Annotated in this window: 14 protein-coding genes, 1 riboswitch and 1 other annotated feature; of the genes, 12 read left to right on the top strand and 2 right to left on the bottom strand. The window is 34.3% G+C overall.

Features of this window, described 5'->3' with window-relative positions:
• Positions 1–7: 7 nt before the first annotated feature.
• The 9 genes from D2K60_RS08205 (at position 8) to D2K60_RS08165 (ending at position 10,306) form a co-directional block, all read left to right on the top strand.
• On the top strand, positions 8–1,084 hold the full coding sequence (locus D2K60_RS08205; protein ID WP_117169523.1) for a branched-chain amino acid aminotransferase: 1,077 nt from the start codon (positions 8–10) through the stop codon (positions 1,082–1,084).
• 46 nt (positions 1,085–1,130) lie between these two features.
• Positions 1,131–2,126, top strand: coding sequence for an MsnO8 family LLM class oxidoreductase (locus tag D2K60_RS08200; RefSeq protein WP_117169522.1), 996 nt, complete (start codon positions 1,131–1,133; stop codon positions 2,124–2,126).
• A 77-nt stretch (positions 2,127–2,203) separates the two neighbouring features.
• Positions 2,204–2,418: a binding site (T-box leader), on the top strand.
• A gap of 58 nt (positions 2,419–2,476) precedes the next feature.
• Positions 2,477–3,592 (top strand): glutamate 5-kinase, encoded by a 1,116-nt coding sequence (gene proB / locus D2K60_RS08195; RefSeq protein ID WP_117169521.1) that lies wholly within the window; start codon positions 2,477–2,479, stop codon positions 3,590–3,592.
• Between the two features lie 2 nt (positions 3,593–3,594).
• Positions 3,595–4,839 (top strand): glutamate-5-semialdehyde dehydrogenase, encoded by a 1,245-nt coding sequence (locus tag D2K60_RS08190; RefSeq protein ID WP_117169520.1) that lies wholly within the window; start codon positions 3,595–3,597, stop codon positions 4,837–4,839.
• Between the two features lie 96 nt (positions 4,840–4,935).
• The gene (locus D2K60_RS08185; RefSeq protein ID WP_117169519.1) at positions 4,936–5,862 is read left to right on the top strand and encodes a manganese-dependent inorganic pyrophosphatase; all 927 of its coding nucleotides are present in this window, start codon (positions 4,936–4,938) and stop codon (positions 5,860–5,862) included.
• Positions 5,863–5,999: 137 nt separating this feature from the next.
• Positions 6,000–7,259: a threonine ammonia-lyase IlvA gene (gene ilvA / locus D2K60_RS08180; protein WP_117169518.1), complete on the top strand. Its 1,260-nt coding sequence runs from the start codon at positions 6,000–6,002 to the stop codon at positions 7,257–7,259.
• 170 nt (positions 7,260–7,429) lie between these two features.
• Entirely contained in the window at positions 7,430–8,488 is a 1,059-nt protein-coding gene (add, locus tag D2K60_RS08175; RefSeq protein ID WP_117169517.1) for an adenosine deaminase, read from the top strand.
• Positions 8,489–8,716: 228 nt separating this feature from the next.
• Complete coding sequence (cysK, locus tag D2K60_RS08170; protein WP_117169516.1) at positions 8,717–9,637, top strand: cysteine synthase A; 921 nt, start codon at positions 8,717–8,719, stop codon at positions 9,635–9,637.
• Between the two features lie 15 nt (positions 9,638–9,652).
• Positions 9,653–10,306: an SDR family oxidoreductase gene (locus D2K60_RS08165; protein ID WP_117169515.1), complete on the top strand. Its 654-nt coding sequence runs from the start codon at positions 9,653–9,655 to the stop codon at positions 10,304–10,306.
• A gap of 89 nt (positions 10,307–10,395) precedes the next feature.
• Here D2K60_RS08165 and D2K60_RS08160 read toward each other — a convergent pair whose 3' ends face one another.
• Complete coding sequence (locus D2K60_RS08160; RefSeq protein WP_117169514.1) at positions 10,396–10,833, bottom strand: YaiI/YqxD family protein; 438 nt, start codon at positions 10,831–10,833, stop codon at positions 10,396–10,398.
• Positions 10,834–10,935: 102 nt separating this feature from the next.
• Here D2K60_RS08160 and D2K60_RS08155 point away from each other — a divergent pair, with 102 nt between their 5' ends.
• Entirely contained in the window at positions 10,936–11,802 is an 867-nt protein-coding gene (locus tag D2K60_RS08155) for a CvfB family protein (RefSeq protein ID WP_117169513.1), read from the top strand.
• Positions 11,803–11,850: 48 nt separating this feature from the next.
• Here D2K60_RS08155 and dapA read toward each other — a convergent pair whose 3' ends face one another.
• On the bottom strand, positions 11,851–12,738 hold the full coding sequence (gene dapA / locus D2K60_RS08150) for a 4-hydroxy-tetrahydrodipicolinate synthase (RefSeq protein WP_117169512.1): 888 nt from the start codon (positions 12,736–12,738) through the stop codon (positions 11,851–11,853).
• A gap of 147 nt (positions 12,739–12,885) precedes the next feature.
• Positions 12,886–13,072: riboswitch (Lysine riboswitch) on the bottom strand.
• Positions 13,073–13,299: 227 nt separating this feature from the next.
• Here dapA and D2K60_RS08145 point away from each other — a divergent pair.
• Both D2K60_RS08145 and D2K60_RS08140 read left to right on the top strand, forming a co-directional pair.
• Positions 13,300–15,018, top strand: coding sequence for a methyl-accepting chemotaxis protein (locus tag D2K60_RS08145; RefSeq protein ID WP_117169511.1), 1,719 nt, complete (start codon positions 13,300–13,302; stop codon positions 15,016–15,018).
• Between the two features lie 165 nt (positions 15,019–15,183).
• A complete protein-coding gene (locus D2K60_RS08140) occupies positions 15,184–17,952 on the top strand; it encodes an EAL domain-containing protein (RefSeq protein WP_117169510.1) in 2,769 nt (922 codons plus the stop codon).
• The last annotated feature ends 132 nt before the right edge of the window (positions 17,953–18,084 follow it).

Here is an 18,084-nt window from a genome sequence, read left to right as displayed (position 1 = left end):
AAGAAATATGACACAACAATCGATATCTATTACTGAAACTACATCACATAAAGACAAACCAGTATCTGATCAATTAGAATTTGGCAATGTATTTACTGATCATATGTTTATTGTGGATTATAAAGAAGGACAAGGGTGGTACGATCCAAGAATTGTACCCTATCAACCAATTTCACTTGATCCAGCATCAATGGTATTTCATTATGGTCAAACAGTATTTGAAGGACTTAAAGCCTATTTAACAGACCAAGGTGAGGTTAACTTATTTAGACCAGAGAAGAACATGGAACGATTAAACAGATCGAATGAACGTATGTGCATTCCAACGATTGATAAAGAGTTAATGCTACATGCAATTAAACAATTAGTAAGTTTTGAAAAAGATTGGGTGCCAAACGCACCAGGTACATCGTTGTATATTCGTCCTTTTGTTATTTCAACAGAACCATATTTAGGAGTTGCACCATCAAAAACATATAAACTGATAATTATTTTATCACCAGTAGGTGCTTATTATAAAGAAGGTATTAACCCAATTAAAATTGCAGTAGAAAGTGAGTTTGTTCGTGCTGTAAAAGGTGGAACAGGTGAGGCGAAAACAGCAGGTAATTATGCTTCTAGCTTAAAAGCACAAGAAATTGTTGCGAGTAAAGGCTATGCACAAGTGCTTTGGTTAGACGGTCTAGAGAAAAATTACATTGAAGAAGTTGGTAGTATGAATGTATTTTTTAAAATTGGCGGTGAAGTTGTTACACCAGCATTAAATGGCAGTATATTAGAAGGTGTAACAAGAAATTCTGTTCTGCAGTTGTTAAAACATTGGAATATCCCCGTATCTGAACGTAAAATTTCAATGGATCAAATCTATCAAGCTTATCAAGCTGGCACATTAGAAGAAGCTTTTGGAGCCGGTACGGCAGCTGTTATTTCACCAGTTGGTGAATTAGCTTGGCAAGGTGAGAGTCTAAAGATAAACAATGGTAAAACAGGCGAGGTTTCTAAACGTTTATATGATACATTAACAGGTATACAATATGGAAGAGAAGAAGATCCGTTTAATTGGATTAGCACGTTAAACGATTAAAACACCCACACGGGTGTTTTTTTCTTGATAGAAGGAGGCCTATCAGATGAAATTAAGTATTTTAGATCAATCACCACTTCTTGAACAGGTAACATCTACTCAAGCTATTATTGAATCAGTAAAATTAGCTCAACTTGCAGAATCGTGTGGTTACCACCGTTTTTGGCTAACAGAACATCATGGCATGGATACCCTAGCTAGTTCTACCCCTGAGGTTATATTAAGTTATATTGGTAGCAGAACAGAGAAGATACGTTTAGGTGCGGGAGCAATATTGCTCCCGCATTACAAACCATTAAAAGTTGCAGAAACTTTTAATACTTTGGCAACCTTATTTCCAGATCGAATTGATTTAGGAATTGGACGGGCACCAGGTGGATCTGCTCAAGCATCTATAGCATTATCAGGGAATTATTTAGAAAATGTGAAACAGACACCTGATAATATAGAAGAATTAATCCACTTTCTCCAACAAGATTTTCCTGTTGATCACATGTTTCATTCAATAATACCAATGCCATTGCCAGAGCTCCCACCTGAAATTTGGTTGTTGGGTACAAGTGATAAGAGTGCTAAATTAGCTGCTAATTTAGGTGTTAAGTATGCTTTTGGTGCATTTATGAGTGAAAATAAGGGTCCAGATATAACAAAAAACTATAAATCTAATTTCATTAAAAAGAAGCAAGCTAAAAATCCTTATACGCTAGTGACTGTCCAAGCTATTTGTTTAGAAAGTGAAGAAGAGGCAGCACGAGAAGCATTTTCTCATTGTGTAAGACAAATAGAGAGCACATTATATAAAGAAAACGAAAATAAGTCACTTGATAACGTTGAAGAAAGATTCCAACAGTTAAGTTCAGTAAAGCAAGAATTAGTGCACCAAGCAAAAGAAAAAGTCATTTACGGTACACCAAAACAAGTAAAAATACAATTAGAGACGATTGGAAAAAATTATCAAGCTGATGAAATTATGATCAGTACACATACAACTAGTTATGCAACACGTTTAAAGTCATTTCAGTTGATTAGTCAGGCATTTTGAAAATCAACTGATTTTTCTGACAAAATTAGTTGACATTTTTATTTCACTAAAGCATAATATGATGTAATTAGATAATTCGGAAGACGAAGAAGAGGATCAGTAAATAGCTATCATAGGATAAGAGAATGGGATTCATCGGCTGAAAGATCCCTGCATAATTGATGCTATTGAACCTACCTTGGAGTTGTTAAGCAAATAACTTAACCGCCACCTAGCGTTATAGGCTGAGATGGGCAAGTGTAAAACTTGTCAATATAAGGTGGTACCGCGGAAAACTCTTTTCGTCCTTTACAATAAAAATGTAATGGATGGAAAGTGTTTTTTATTTTATACAGAGAAGGCGACTAATAATGGCAAATAAAAGAGTAGTTGTTAAAATAGGGAGTAGTTCGTTAACTGAAAAAGACGGTAGATTAAGCCTTTTGAAACTAAATGGTCATGCTGATGCTATTGCTCGCTTAATTCAAGCAGGTATAGAAGTTGTACTTATTTCTTCTGGTGCAGTTTCTGCTGGTTTTGGGAATTTAGGTTATTCAAGTAAACCGGTTACTGTGTCTGGGAAACAAGCAGCGGCAGCAGTGGGTCAAGGATTGTTAATTGAAGCGTATAATGACGCTTTTAAAAGGTATGACATGGTTTGTGCTCAGTTATTATTAACGAGAGATGTATTTGTAAATCAAGAACAATTCAGCAATGTATATCAAACGATCACAGAGTTATTAAAACGATCGGTCATTCCAATAATTAATGAGAATGATTCCGTTGCAATTGATGAATTGACCTTTGGCGATAATGATATGTTATCTGCGCTAGTTAGCGGTTTGGTTAATGCAGACTATTTAATTCTACTTACTGATATTAATGGCATTTATGATGCAAACCCGAATCAAGATTTATCGGCCAAAAAATATCATTACCTTGATTTCATTTCAGATGATTTGATCAAACAGACGAGTCAAACATCTAGTTCTAAACTAGGTACAGGAGGCATGAAATCAAAACTACTAGCAGCACAAACGTCTCTTTCATTAGGTGTTGATGCATTTGTTGGTCTCGGAGAAGGAAAAGAAAAATTTTTGGAAATCTTAGCAGGAAATGGTGATGGAACATATATCGGAAATCACCAAACACATCATATACGCAAACAAAAACAATGGATTGCATTCCATTCCAATATTTCGGGACAAATAGAAATCGATAAAGGTGCACAACAAGCAATTTTATCAAAAGGGAAAAGTCTATTACCCGTTGGAATAAAAAAAGTGATCAATAGCTTCGAATCCGGAGAAGTGGTTGAAATAATTTATCAGAATAACGTGATTGCAAAGGGCCAAGTCAGTTATTCTTCAGAGGATCTTATTAAAGCAAAAGGAATGGGAAGTACAGAAGCAATGGAAATAACGAACAGAAAGCGTCCAGAAGTGATTCATCGCGATAAATTAGTATTAACTTTACAGGGGGTATAAAAATGTTTGATTTAATTGAAGTTGCAAAACAAGCAAAAGAGACTTGTCTTACATTAGCAAGTGCAACAACAGAAGAAAAAAACACGGCATTACAATTGATAGCGAAAGAACTAATTGAACAACAGGAATTTATAATAACTGAAAACAAACGAGATATTGAAGCTTCCGTGAATAATGGTGTAACAGAATCACTTATAGACCGTTTGCGATTAGACAAGGACCGCATTGAGGAAATGTCTCACGCACTAGAGCAAATAGTTATATTAGAGGATCCAATCGGAACTATTTTAGAGGATTGGGAACGTCCAAATGGTCTCCAAATTAAAAAAGTTTCAGTTCCAATAGGTGTTATTGGTATTATTTATGAAGCTAGACCAAATGTCACTGTTGATGCTGCAAGTTTATGTATCAAAACAGGTAATGCGGTGTTATTAAGGGGTAGTTCTTCTGCGATCCATTCTAATAAGGCACTTGTATCCGTTATTCAAACCGCTTTAAATAAATCAGACTTACCAATACATGCAGTACAATTAATTGAAGACACAAGTCGTGAAACAGCTGAAAAAATGTTTCGTTTAAATGAGTATCTGGATGTTTTAATTCCAAGGGGTAGTAAGAAATTAATTGATACAGTTATAAATAAATCTTCTGTACCTGTACTTGAAACAGGTGCCGGTAATTGTCATTTATTTATTGATGAGACTGCTGATCCAAAAATGAGTGTGCAAATAGCAATTAACGGAAAAACACAGCGTCCTTCTGTTTGTAATGCTATTGAAACGATACTCGTACATGAGAATTGGTTTAAAGAACATGGCGATTTATTAATCAATGCACTTTATGATCATGATGTGGAGATGCGGGTTGATGCTAAAATAATAGAAGCACGTCTTGAATTGCCGTTAGCAACTGAAGAAGATTGGGAAACAGAATTTTCGGATAAAATTGTTGCGATAAAGACAGTAACAAGTGTAGATGAAGCGATCGAACATATAAATCGTTACAGCACGAAACATTCAGAATCGATTATTACAGAAAATAGTAATCATGTTGTGAAATTTATGAATCAAATTGATGCAGCATGTGTTTACCATAATGCTTCAACACGTTTTACCGATGGCTTTGAATTTGGTTTTGGTGCAGAGATAGGAATTAGCACCCAAAAACTACATGCGCGCGGACCAATGGGATTAAAAGCATTAACATCAACGAAATATAATTTATACGGTGATGGACAAATTAAATGATTAATGATTATACGTGAAAGATTATTTATTTTGCGTTACAATAGATTATGAATTTATATAACGATTAGGATTTAATACGATAAGGAGTGTAATAAAATGACCAAATCTTTAATTTTCGGACATAAAAGTCCAGATACTGACACAATTACAGCAGCAATTGCATATGCGTATTTAAAAAAACAACTAGGTGAAGATGTAGAAGCTGTACGTTTAGGTACAATTAATAACGAAACGCAATATGCTTTAGATCATTTTAAAGTAGAAGCTCCAAGACAGGTCGTTACAGTTGCTAACGAAGTTGATTCTGTTATACTAGTTGACCACAATGAACGTCAACAAAGTGCAGATGATATTGAAGATGTACAAGTAAAAGAAGTAATTGATCATCACCGTATCGCAAATTTCCAAACGAGCGATCCTGTATATTATCGTGCTGAGCCAGTTGGCTGTACCGCTACTATTTTAAATAAAATATATAAAGAAAAGCATGTCGAAATTCCAAAAGAAATAGCCGGATTGATGGTGTCAGCAATTATTTCTGACTCTTTACTGTTTAAATCACCAACATGTACAAGTGAAGATATCGAAGCTGCACAAGAACTTGCTGCTATTGCAGATGTAGATTTGGATACATATGGATTAGAAATGCTTAAAGCTGGAGCAGATTTAAGTCAAAAGTCTATTAAAGAGTTAATTACACTTGATGCAAAAGAATTTGAAATGGGTTCTTATAAAGTAGAAGTAGCTCAAGTTAATACAGTAGATATCACAGAAGTATTAGTAAAACAACAAGAACTGGAAGCGGTTATTAATAAAACAATAAGTGAAAAAGATCTTGACCTATTTGTGTTTGTTATTACGGACATACTTAATAATGATTCTGTCATTCTATCATTAGGTAAAATGGTAAATAGCGTCGAGAAGGCATTCGGTGTTACATTAGAAAATAACCAAGCCTTATTAAAAGGTGTCGTATCTCGCAAGAAACAAATAGTGCCACAATTAACAGAAACATTAGGATAATAACTAGAAAAAGGCAGCTATAGAAAGGGAATAGTTGTCTTTTCTAATCCATAACAAATAAAAAGTGAATTTGGTTTATATGTCATTCTACTTTGACGTATTAACTTAACTATTTTTCAGAAAGGATCCTACTAATTATGAGTACAGAAGTTAATGCAGTTCAAATAAAAGATATCCTCATTGCACAGAAAATGTTAAAAGATGTAGTTCGAAATACACCATTACAAAAGGATGCGATCCTTTCCGAAAAGTACGAATGTAATGTCTACTTAAAACGAGAAGATTTACAAGAGGTGCGATCTTTTAAAATTAGAGGTGCCTACAATCTAATGCAAGGCCTGACAAAAGAGGAGTTAAAGAATGGCGTTGTTTGTGCAAGTGCTGGTAACCACGCGCAAGGGGTAGCCTATTCCTGTAAAGCACTAGGTGTAAAAGGGAAAATATTTATGCCTACAACAACTCCGAGACAAAAGGTAAAACGTGTCGGATTTTTTGGTAACTCTTATGTTGAAACTATCCTTGTCGGTGATACTTTTGATGATGCTTATAAGGAAGCTAAAGCGTATTGTGACGAACATAATATGTCATTTATCCACCCATTTGATGATTACCGAACAATTGCAGGGCAGGGCACGCTTGGATTAGAAATACTGGATAATATGCAAGAACCAATTTCACATATGTTTATGTCTGTTGGTGGTGGTGGATTAATTTCAGGAGTAGGTTCTTATGTTAAGAGTATTAGTCCTAATACGAAGATTATAGGAGTTGAACCAGCTGGTGCACCATCGATGCAAACATCGCTTAAGCAAAATAAGGTAGTACGCTTAGACAAAGTTGATAAATTTGTTGATGGAGCTAGTGTACAACAAGTTGGCAACATAACATTTGAAATTGCGAAAGAAGTAATCGATGATATAGCGATCGTCCCAGAAGGCAAAGTATGTACAACACTGTTAAACCTCTATAATGATAATGCTATTGTCGCAGAGCCTGCTGGCGCTATGCCGGTCGCAGCTTTAGATGATTATAAGGATGAGATTAAAGGGAAGAATGTCGTTTGTATTATAAGTGGTGGGAATAATGACATAGATAGGATGCAAGATATTAAAGAAAGATCTCTAATCTATGAAGGATATAAGCATTACTTCATTGTTAATTTCCCACAACGTGCAGGTGCTTTAAGAGAATTCTTAGGTGAAGTTCTTGGTGAGACAGATGACATTACCCGCTTTGAATATACAAAAAAGAATAACCGTGATAAGGGTCCCGTATTAGTAGGTGTGGAATTAAAAGACCGAAGTGATTATTACCCACTGATAGATAGAATGGAACAGAAAGGCTTTTCTTATATTGAAATTAATAAAGATGAAGATTTATTCCATTTATTAATTTGAGAATAAAACAGGCAGGAAACTGCTTGTTTTATTTTAATTTATACGTTAAGTAAGTTAAACTATCTAACAAAGTCAGAAATAACTGCGTAAGGATACCTAACGAAAGAGTAGTAATTACGTGTCACTTTTATTAGTATAGGAGTAATATATTAATAAAAGGAGAGGGTATAATGATTACAGAAGAAACGAAGCGCATTATAAAAGGGTTACCTAAAGTTGATTTGCATGTCCATTTAGATGGTAGTGTAAATCAACAAACTGTCCTGGAATTAGCTAAGAAACAACAAGTCACTTTGCCCAAAACTACACTTACTGAATTAAAACCCTATCTTGAAGTAGATGAAGATTGTTCGGATTTATCCGAGTATTTAAATAAATTTAATCTTGTTGCAAAAGTTCTTCATACGAAAGAAGCATTGGAACGTGTTGCATATGAATTAGTCGCACGTGCAAAGGAACAAAATTACAAGTATATTGAAGTGCGATTTGGGCCACAATTACATCGCGCTAAAGGATTAAGTGTTTCAGAAGTAATAGAGTCGGTTATTAAAGGCTTAACAAAGGGTGAGTTAACCTATCGTGTGAAAGCTAGAGCAATTGCCTGTTGCATGCGTCATCACCCTACAGACGTGAATAAAGAGGTTATACGTACTGCAGGAGAATTTTTAGGGAAGGGGCTTGTTGGTGTGGACTTAGCTGGTGATGAATCAGCATACCCAACCCATTTGTTTAGAGAAGTATTTGCGTTAGCTAACCAATATGAATTGCCTGTTACAATTCATGCAGGTGAAGCATCTGGCGCTGAGAATATAAAAGAAGCCATTTTAAATCTAGGCGCAAGTCGGATTGGACATGGTGTTCGTTTAAAAGATGATGAAAAATTGTTAAAAAAAATTATTAAACAACAAATACCATTAGAAATGTGTCCGATAAGTAATATACAGACCAAAGCTGCTAATAGCTGGGAAACGTATCCAATTAGAGATTATTTTGATCAGGGTGTAAAGGTTACGGTCCACACAGATAATATTACAGTATCGAATACAACTTTATCAAAAGAATTTGCAGTTTTAATGGAACATTTTAATTTTTCAATTATAGAACTTAATCAATTAACAATGAATGCTATTGATGCTTCATTTCTAGATTATAATGAAAAAATACTCTTAAAAAAAAGCTGTATGGAAGAATACAAACGAATGGACGAAATGATTCAATTAGTTGTGTGAATTTGCAGTAGAATTAATTCGATTAGTTAGCCTTATCATATTAAGGTTAACTAATTTTTTTTAGCTCTTTTTAAAAGATTGTTGTTGAAGTATATTTACGAAAAGAGTCTTACATTATAAATTCAATTATTGGCTATAATATGTTTAGATTGATATAATACCTTAGTAAATAGGTAAGATTAATATTATATAAAACTAAGATTCCTTATAAGAAAGGGCTTGAAAAGAATGCGTGTTGTTGACAATATGACTGAATTAATTGGTAATACGCCAATTGTAAAATTAAATCGAGTTGTTCCTGAAGGAGCAGCAGATGTCTATGTAAAACTAGAAATGTTTAATCCTTCAAAAAGTGTCAAAGACCGTGCCGCATATAATATGATTAAAGTTGCAGAGGAAGAAGGAAAGATCCAAGCTGGAGCAACAATTATAGAACCAACTAGTGGAAATACTGGAATAGGACTAGCGATGACAGCTGCAGCTAAAGGTTACAAAGCTATTTTAGTAATGCCAGATAATATGACGAAGGAACGAATTAATATTTTAAAAGCATATGGTGCAAAAGTTGTTTTAACACCTAGTGACGAGAAGATGCCAGGCGCTATTAAAAAGGCAAAAGAATTACAAGCTGAAACGCCAAACAGTTTTATGCCACAACAGTTTGAAAATGCTGCGAATCCTGACATACATCGAAAAACAACCGCTCCAGAAATCTATCGTCAAATGAGTGGAGATTTAGATGCTTTTGTAGCAACAGCTGGCACTGGCGGAACAATTACTGGAACTGGTGAAGGATTAAAGGAATTACTGCCGAATATACATATTACTGTCGTAGAGCCAAAAGGATCACCTGTTCTTTCTGGAGGAAAACCAGGGAAGCATAAGCTTGTTGGTACTAGCCCGGGATTTATCCCTGAAATATTGAACACTGCTATTTATGATGAAATCATGGCAATAGAAGACAAAGATGCCATTTCCATGTTTAAACAAATGGGCACAAGGGAAGGCATATTTATAGGTCCATCAGGAGCAGCAGCTGTTTTTGCGGCAATTGATGTGGCAAAGCGTCTAGGAAAAGGTAAAAAAGTAGTCTGTATTGCACCAGATACAGGTGAACGTTACTTAAGTATGAATTTATTTGATCAATAAGAAAGGATGAGTTAAATGAAAGTAGCAATTATAGGAGCAAATGGACAAATAGGGCAACATACGATAAAAAAATTACAAGATGATAAAAATCATGAGGCTATTGCTATCGTTCGCAAAAAAGAGCAGCAAGAAAGTTTTGAAAAGCAAGGTGTTATAAGTAAATTAGCTAACCTAGAAGATAGTGTTGATTCAATAGTTGAAGCAATTAAAGGCGCAGATGCAGTTGTGTTTACAGCTGGTTCTGGTGCAAAAACTGGTCCTGATAAAACATTAACAATTGATCTTGATGGAGCAATTAAAACAGTAGAAGCAGCTGAAAAAGCGGGAATTAAAAAGTATATAATGATTAGTGCATTTCAAGCAAATAATCGCGAAATGTTCAATGCAGCAGAAGGCATGAAACCATATTATGTTGCAAAACATTATGCAGATGAATTCTTGAAATTTAGTAAGCTTGACTATACGATTATTCGACCTGGTGGCTTGTTAAACGATGCAGGTACAGGAAAAGTTAAAGTAGGCGATAACACGATAGAACCTGGTTCTGTGCCACGTGAAGACGTAGCAGCTACGATTATTACCGCATTAGATAAAACAAATTTAAAAAATAAATCATTTGATCTCGTTAGCGGTGAGCAAGCAATAACAGATGCATTGGATACAATTTAATTCTTATAGTGCTGTCTAATTGGATTATTCATATAAAAATGAGTAACTAATAGAGCAACTCGACATAAAGAGGTCGAGTTGCTCTGTTTTTAATTTAGAAGTTCCTTAAATAAGGCGTGAAATTTATTTCTGTCTTCATTACTAAATGCTTTTGGGCCTTTTGTTCGATGGCCACTTTTACGGGCTTGTGCACTTTGATAGCGGGTTTCTAGTAAAAAGTCTATATTCTCTAAAGAATAAAGGAAACCTTTATGATGGATAACTGTAGTATTTTTTTCTAATGCAAGCGATGCTAGTCCGTAATCTTGTGTTATTAACATGTCATTTGCTGCAATCATCGACATAATACGGTAATCAGCGGCTTCCTTTTCCGAATCTACATATACTGAAGTTACACCCTTTGGATCATCTTGAGTAGAGAAATGGGCATAGCTTTTGACTAAGAAAACTTCAATAGCGTGTTTTTGTGCTTCTTTTATAATTATATCTTTAACAGGACAAGCATCAGCATCTACATATATTTTCATTTATTATCACCTTTTCCTAATTGTTCGATTAAATCTATTTTACCAAAGATCATGATCGGTTATAATATGAAAGAGGAATTTATTTAAGGAAGAGGGCAAAGAATGGGATTATTAAAAGCAGGACAAGTTATTGAATTAGAAATTGCAAGAAAGATCGAAACGGGTTATGTACTAACTGATGGAACAGAAGAAATATTAGTGCATGCAAATGAAGTTGAAAATACGCTAGAAGTAGCTGATACGGTTGAGGTGTTTTTATATCACGATAAGAAAGGGATTTTAATCGGAACAACTACGATTCCTTCGGTTGGTCCGGATGTATTTGATTGGGCGGAAGTTACAGAAGTTGTCCCGAACTTAGGTGTATTTGTTGATATCGGTACAACGAAACATACATTAGTATCCAAAGACGACTTACCACTTTTTCAATCTGTTTGGCCACAAGTTGGCGATGAATTATACGTTGTGTTATCAAATGATAAAAAGGGTAGGCTGTTGGCCAATCCAGTTTCGGAATTTGACTTTGGTAACAATTGGGACCGTGCTCCAGAAGATTTGCGAAATAAAGCGATTTCTGGAAGAGTATTTCGCACAGATAGAGAGGGAGCGGTTATCATAACGGAAGAGAGTTATCGTGGCTTTATTCATCATACGGAACGCAAAGTGGAACCTCGTCTTGGTGAATGGGTAAAAGGACGTGTCATCGCTGTAAAAGAGGATGGAACCCTTAATGTATCAATGCTACCTAAAAGGAAAGAAGCGCGTATTACAGATGCCCAAATGATACTTAATCTTTTGAAAGATAATGATGGCGAATTGCCATTTACTGATAAAAGTGATCCCGAAGCAATTAAAGAGAAATTTGATATTAGTAAAGCTGCATTTAAACGCGCATTAGGGAAATTAATGAAAGAAGCAAAAATTGTCCAAGATGATAGTAAAATTAGTTTAAGAAAAATAGATGAATAAAAATAAACGCCAAATCCGCTATAAGTGGATCTGGCGTTTATTATGTTATTAACCTACATTTGCTTTTTTCATGAAGTATAGTGCGTGTTCCAATTGATGTCTTTCTTCTTGATTTAATGGGATTAATGGTAGACGAACAGAACCGACAGTAACTCCGATCATAGTAAGTGCTTCTTTTACTGCAGTTGGATTTGGCGCTATAAAGAGTGCCTTCATAATTGGTAAAATATTTTGATGCATTTCTGCTGCTTGTTGCGTTTCTCCATTTGTATGATGCGCAATCATAGCTTTCATTTCATTACCAATTATATGAGAGGAAACAGATACAATACCATAACCGCCAATTGCTAAAACAGGTAATGTCAAACCGTCATCTCCACTGTATAAAACAAATGAATCAGGTGTTTCTCTAATTATCGTTGTCATTGTTTCTAAATCGCCACTAGCTTCTTTAATAGAAGTTATATTTTCAATTTCTGATAATCGTATAACCGTTTCTGTCGTTAGACCAACAACACTACGACCGGGTATATTGTATAACATCACAGGTAATTTAGTAGCATTTGCTATCGCAAGAAAATGTTGATACATTCCTTCCTGTGAGGGTTTATTATAATATGGTGTTACAAGCATTACCCCGTCTACACCAATTGTTTCTGCTTGTTTAGTCAGAGCAATAGATTCACGTGTGTTATTTGATCCAGTACCTGCTATCACTGGAACTCTTTTATTAACATGTTTAACCACAAATTGGATAAAAGAAAGTTTTTCTTCTTTTGATAAGGTTGGAGATTCTCCAGTTGTTCCCGTAATAACTAAACCATCTGTTCCATTTGAAAGTAGATGATAAATTAATTTCTCTGTCTTTACATAATCAATATTTCCGCTTTGATCAAACGGTGTTACCATCGCTGTTAATAGTCGACCAAATTGCATGGTCTCCACCTCTATTCATAAAATTTTGTTCTGGTTAAACCTATTGTTCACAAGGATGAATAGAGGGTATCTCATCATAATGTACGATAAAAAAACAAAAAACAGCAACGAAGGGTCTCGTTGCTGCATCATTATATTCATTATGATGCGTGAGATAGCCCTCCATATAGCAAACAATTAGCTATATGACAGTACTGCATTTATTAAATACAACACCAATGAACAGGCCGATGAGTTCCAGTTCACTTCGGCAAATCGCCCTTTCTGTTACAATCAATAGCCACTCATCGGCTTCTTGTAACATACTAATGCTCTTTGCACCTCTATGCTCACTTCAATTTCTTATTGAAGTAAAGTTATTATATTAATTCAACTATATCAAATAAATTATACAGTTGCAATGACAATGGGAGATATATTATCATGAATTAAAAAATAACTAACTTTAATAGGTATTTTGTCACATTTCTGTTGTCAGCTTAATACTTTATAGGCTATTATTATATATAACTTTTGTAGGTTATATAAAAAAAGAAAAACAAAGACTTGGGGGATGTACATATGAAGAGATGGAGAAATTTGTCGATAGGTTCAAAGTATGGTTTTACTTTTTTAGTAGTCTTTTTTTTGATAGTTATTTCTACCATAATTGTTACGAAATTATTATTTAATGTTAGCGAAAATGTTGATGCATTAGATCGCCGTGGTGAGCGTGCGGTAAAAGTGACTGAAATGGGCTCCTTAATTCGAGCTAAAAGTATACAGGTTGTGAATTATGCGAATAACGGTGAATCAAATTATGTAGACGAATATGAATCGTTGCGAGAAGCATTTAACACACTAGAAGCAGATATTTCAAGCCAAATGGATACAACAGAATTGACAAATCTTTTTGATCAAGTTGTTGCTAACGATCAAGCAATGAATGATCTGTTTTTAACTGATATAGTAGAAGCGATGGGAATAGGAAATCGCGCTATGGCAAATAGTTACACGAATCAAACGAATGAAATACGTTTAGAAACATTAGATTTATTGGATGAAATCCGTGTGGTTGTGAACGCTGAAAGAAGTGCAGCAGTTGCGAATACAAGGGAAAGTCAGTTATCTGCATTGATTATTTTAATAAGTTCAATAGTCTTTTCAATAATAATTAGTTTAATTTTACTATTCTTTGTAAACAAAACGGTTAAAACTAACCTAGGTAAAGTTGTCGATGTAAGTAATCAAATTTCAAATGGTAACCTAAATGTAAAAGAAATTAATTACAATAGTACAGATGAAATTGGCGTATTAGCAACGTCAATTGATATAATGGCGGAAAACTTGCGGACAATTATTGGAAAAGTAAGTTCTATATCTGGTACGGTGACCTCACAAAGCGATTCGTTAAGTCACTTTGCTTCTGAGGTACGATCAGGATCAGAACAAATTGCTTCAACGATGCAAGAACTTGCTTCAGGTTCTGAATCACAAGCAAATCATGCTGGCTCTCTTGCAATAATGATGGAAGCATTTCAGTCAAAAGTACATGCAGCAGATAAGAATGGGACAAGCATTTCTGAATCCTCCATACACATGTTAAATTTAACAGAGTCTGGTTCAGAATCGATGCAAAGTTCAATTACACAAATGACTGTTATTGACCGTATTGTGCAAGATGCTGTTAAAAAAGTACAAGGATTAGACAGTCAATCTCAACAAATAACTAAATTAGTCTCTGTTATTCAAGATATTGCAGAACAAACAAATTTATTAGCTTTAAATGCTGCAATTGAGGCAGCCAGAGCCGGTGAACATGGTAAAGGTTTTGCAGTCGTAGCAGATGAAGTCCGTAAGTTGGCTGAACAAGTCTCAACATCTGTATCGGATATCACAACAATCGTACAGTCGATTCAAACAGAGTCAAGTAGTGTTGCAAATTCTTTACAGGATGGCTATCAAGAAGTTGAAAAAGGTACCGATCAAATTAGAACTACTGGTGAAACTTTCAACTCGTTACAACAATCGATTAAAGCAGTAACAGCTAATATAAATGCAGTTAAAGAGAATATGACAACACTTGTTAGTAGTAGTAATGAAATGAATCATTCTATTGAAGAGGTAGCTTCTATATCTGAAGAGTCGGCAGCTGGTATTGAAGAAACAGCAGCTTCGTCGCAAGAAACGAATAGTGCTATGGAAGAAGTGGAGAGTAGCTCAAATCAATTAGCATCACTAGCAAATGAATTAAATGAAGTAGTAAGTGAATTTGATTTAAATAATAACAATAATACTTAAAAGAGATGATCTTTTGCAATGTCGAATTTTGTTGAATAATACTCGTAAACCATTTATAATAGACTTAATAAGTGTAAGATGAGACTACTCCATAGAGTAGTCTTTTTTTCTTGATTTAATTTCAATAGTTCATATAAAAACCGCTAACAAGAATGGAGTACAAAAATGAAAACAAAAGTGTTTTGGAGGTCAAAAAGATTTTGGCAGATTCTCGGTTTAAATGGACTTGTTATTGTAGGTCTATTCGTTTTGTTAACTGTTTCATCCCAAAAATTACTTAATGGCTACGCCGAAACAAATTATAAAAATATGATGAATGGTTCTACCCAACGTTTAAACAGTCAAGTAACCAATATGGTACATGAGCTTAATTATATAGGAGAAAATATTCAGAGAGACAGCGAAGCTAATGTAATAACAGAAAATGATCTAGTTCGTTACTTAAAAGAAATAACGACATTTGCTTCCCTAATAGATGGAGGTACAGTCATTCATACTGATGGTACAGTTTTAGCACATTATCCAGAACGTTTGACCTTAGGAAAAACACAAGCGAATACATTCTCTAATCAAGAGGAGATTTCATTTAAACAACTAACGAATTCCGATGGTAATAAATTGTTTCAGGTAACGATACCTATCTTTAAAGATGCAGAAGTATATCGTAATTTTAAATTAATTATTGATGTAGATAGAAATCCGTTATTTCGAACCTTATTTTCTACGTTGGAATTTTCGGAAAACAATTATATAGCTATTTATGATACAGATGGTAAACCTGTATTTGAGAATAATAGAATTGACAGTGAATCTTTTATTTCATCCTTTCAAATAAATCAACAGATGCTAACAGATATGTCTCCTGGATTCAAACAAGTATATTATCAAGCAAATCAGGAAGATAAATCCTATTTTGTTTCCCAACAAACAATTAATGCATTAGATTGGTCTGTCTTAATGGCTATTCCAGAAGAGGAAATTAATATTGCCTCTCAAGAGTTAAATAAAGTATTAATCCCTGTTTTTATTATTTTGTCTGTTAGCTTAATCATACTTATTACAATTATGATGCACCGAAATTTGCAGCCTATAAACCGTCTTTATCATGCGGTTGAGAAAGTAAATAAAGGCGATTATGCACATCGAATTGAGCAAGTTGATCCAACTTCAGACATAGGATCAATTAGTGCGAAATTCAATTTAATGTTACAGGATTTGGAAAGATATCGAATAGATGTTAAACAAAAAACGATCGAATTGCATCAACAAAAGAATTTTTTAAATCGAATAATTAATTTCAATCCTAGTGCAATATATACAATGAATTGGGAAGGCGAGTTCACATTAATAAACAAACAATTCGCCTCATTATATGGCTTAATACCCGACGATATTCTAGGAAAGAAAGAACAAGATTTTAATCCGAAAGCAGATGAAGCTTGGCACTATTTGAAAATAAATCGGGCAATTATGATGACTAATGAAGCTCAAGAAATGGAAGATTTCCTCATAGATGCTAATGGAAATAAAAAATGGTTTCACGTTGGCAAAGTACCAATTATGGGTGATACAGGTGGGCAATTACAATTATTGTGTGTAGCAACTGAAATAACGGAAATAAAGCAACAGGAAGAATTAATTAAGTATCAAGCATTTCACGATGAACTAACAGGACTACCAAATCGGAAATTATTCATTGAAACAATAGAAAGAGAGATTAGTTATGCACAAGAGCACGACACAAAGGTTGCATTATTCTTTTTAGATCTGGATCGTTTCAAGTATATTAATGATACATTTGGACATGATGCAGGAGACGCCTTATTAAAGATGGTTAGCCAACGTCTACAAAGCATTTTAATAGAAAAAGACATGGTATTTCGTTTTGGCGGAGATGAATTCACAATTTTAGTTCCACAGCTTAATGATAAACAAAAAGCAGCAGATATCGCTAAAGAAATATTATCTATTCTTACAAAGCCGTATAATTTTAAAGAACATAAATTCATTATCACTGCAAGTATTGGTATTAGTATCTATCCAAATGATGCCACTAATGTTGACTCATTAACGAAGTACGCAGATACCGCAATGTATCAATCTAAACAACAAGGCAAGAATACATTCCGCTTTTATACTGAAGATATGGAAAATGAAGTCGCAGAAAAATTAAGACTAGAAATAGATCTATATCAAGCAAACGAACGCAATGAGTTATTTATGCATTATCAACCGATTATAAATACTAAATCGGGAAAAATGACTGGTGTAGAAGCGTTAATACGTTGGGAACATAAACAATTGGGATTGATTCCACCAGCTGAATTCATTCCGATTGCGGAAGAAACAGGTTTAATAAACGAAATTGGAGCATGCGCATTACGTATAGCGTGTATGCAGATGAAGGAATCGAATGATAAACTAGAAAAGCCACTGTTCCTATCTGTCAATCTATCGCCAGTGCAATTAGAAGATCAAGAAATTGTTGCGAAAATAAGTAAAATACTAGAAGAAACAAACTTTGATCCAAAGCTATTGATGTTAGAAATTACTGAATCAACGATTATGAAGAATAAAAATAAAGTAATTTATCTTATTAAGCAACTAAGAATGCTTGGCTGTAAAATTGCTATTGATGATTTCGGAACGGGCTATTCTTCATTACATGTAATAAAACATTTACCAATAGACATATTAAAAATAGAGCGATCATTTATTCAGAACTTACTGGTTGATGATAAAGAGGACGCGGTACTAGCTGCCGTATTTGAAATGGCAAAAAAACTAGATTTAGTAGTTATTGCAGAAGGAATTGAAACTGAAGAACAGCTTGAATATGTTAAACAAAAACAATGTGACTATGTACAAGGTTTCCTCTTTAGTCAACCATTAGCAGCTGACCATATTGATATTTTCAGAAAAGATAATCAATAAGGTGCCTCATTGAAGCGAAATCGTTGACATTTGTGCCATTTAAAAATAGAATAAACAGTAGCTATTCAAATGATAAATCAGTTAAGCATGATGCATTTATTTTTATAATAGTCATAAGCTTTTTTTACTTTA

The sequence above is a fragment of the Paraliobacillus sediminis genome (genome assembly GCF_003426055.1).
This window is presented reverse-complemented; position numbering and strand designations above follow the sequence as displayed.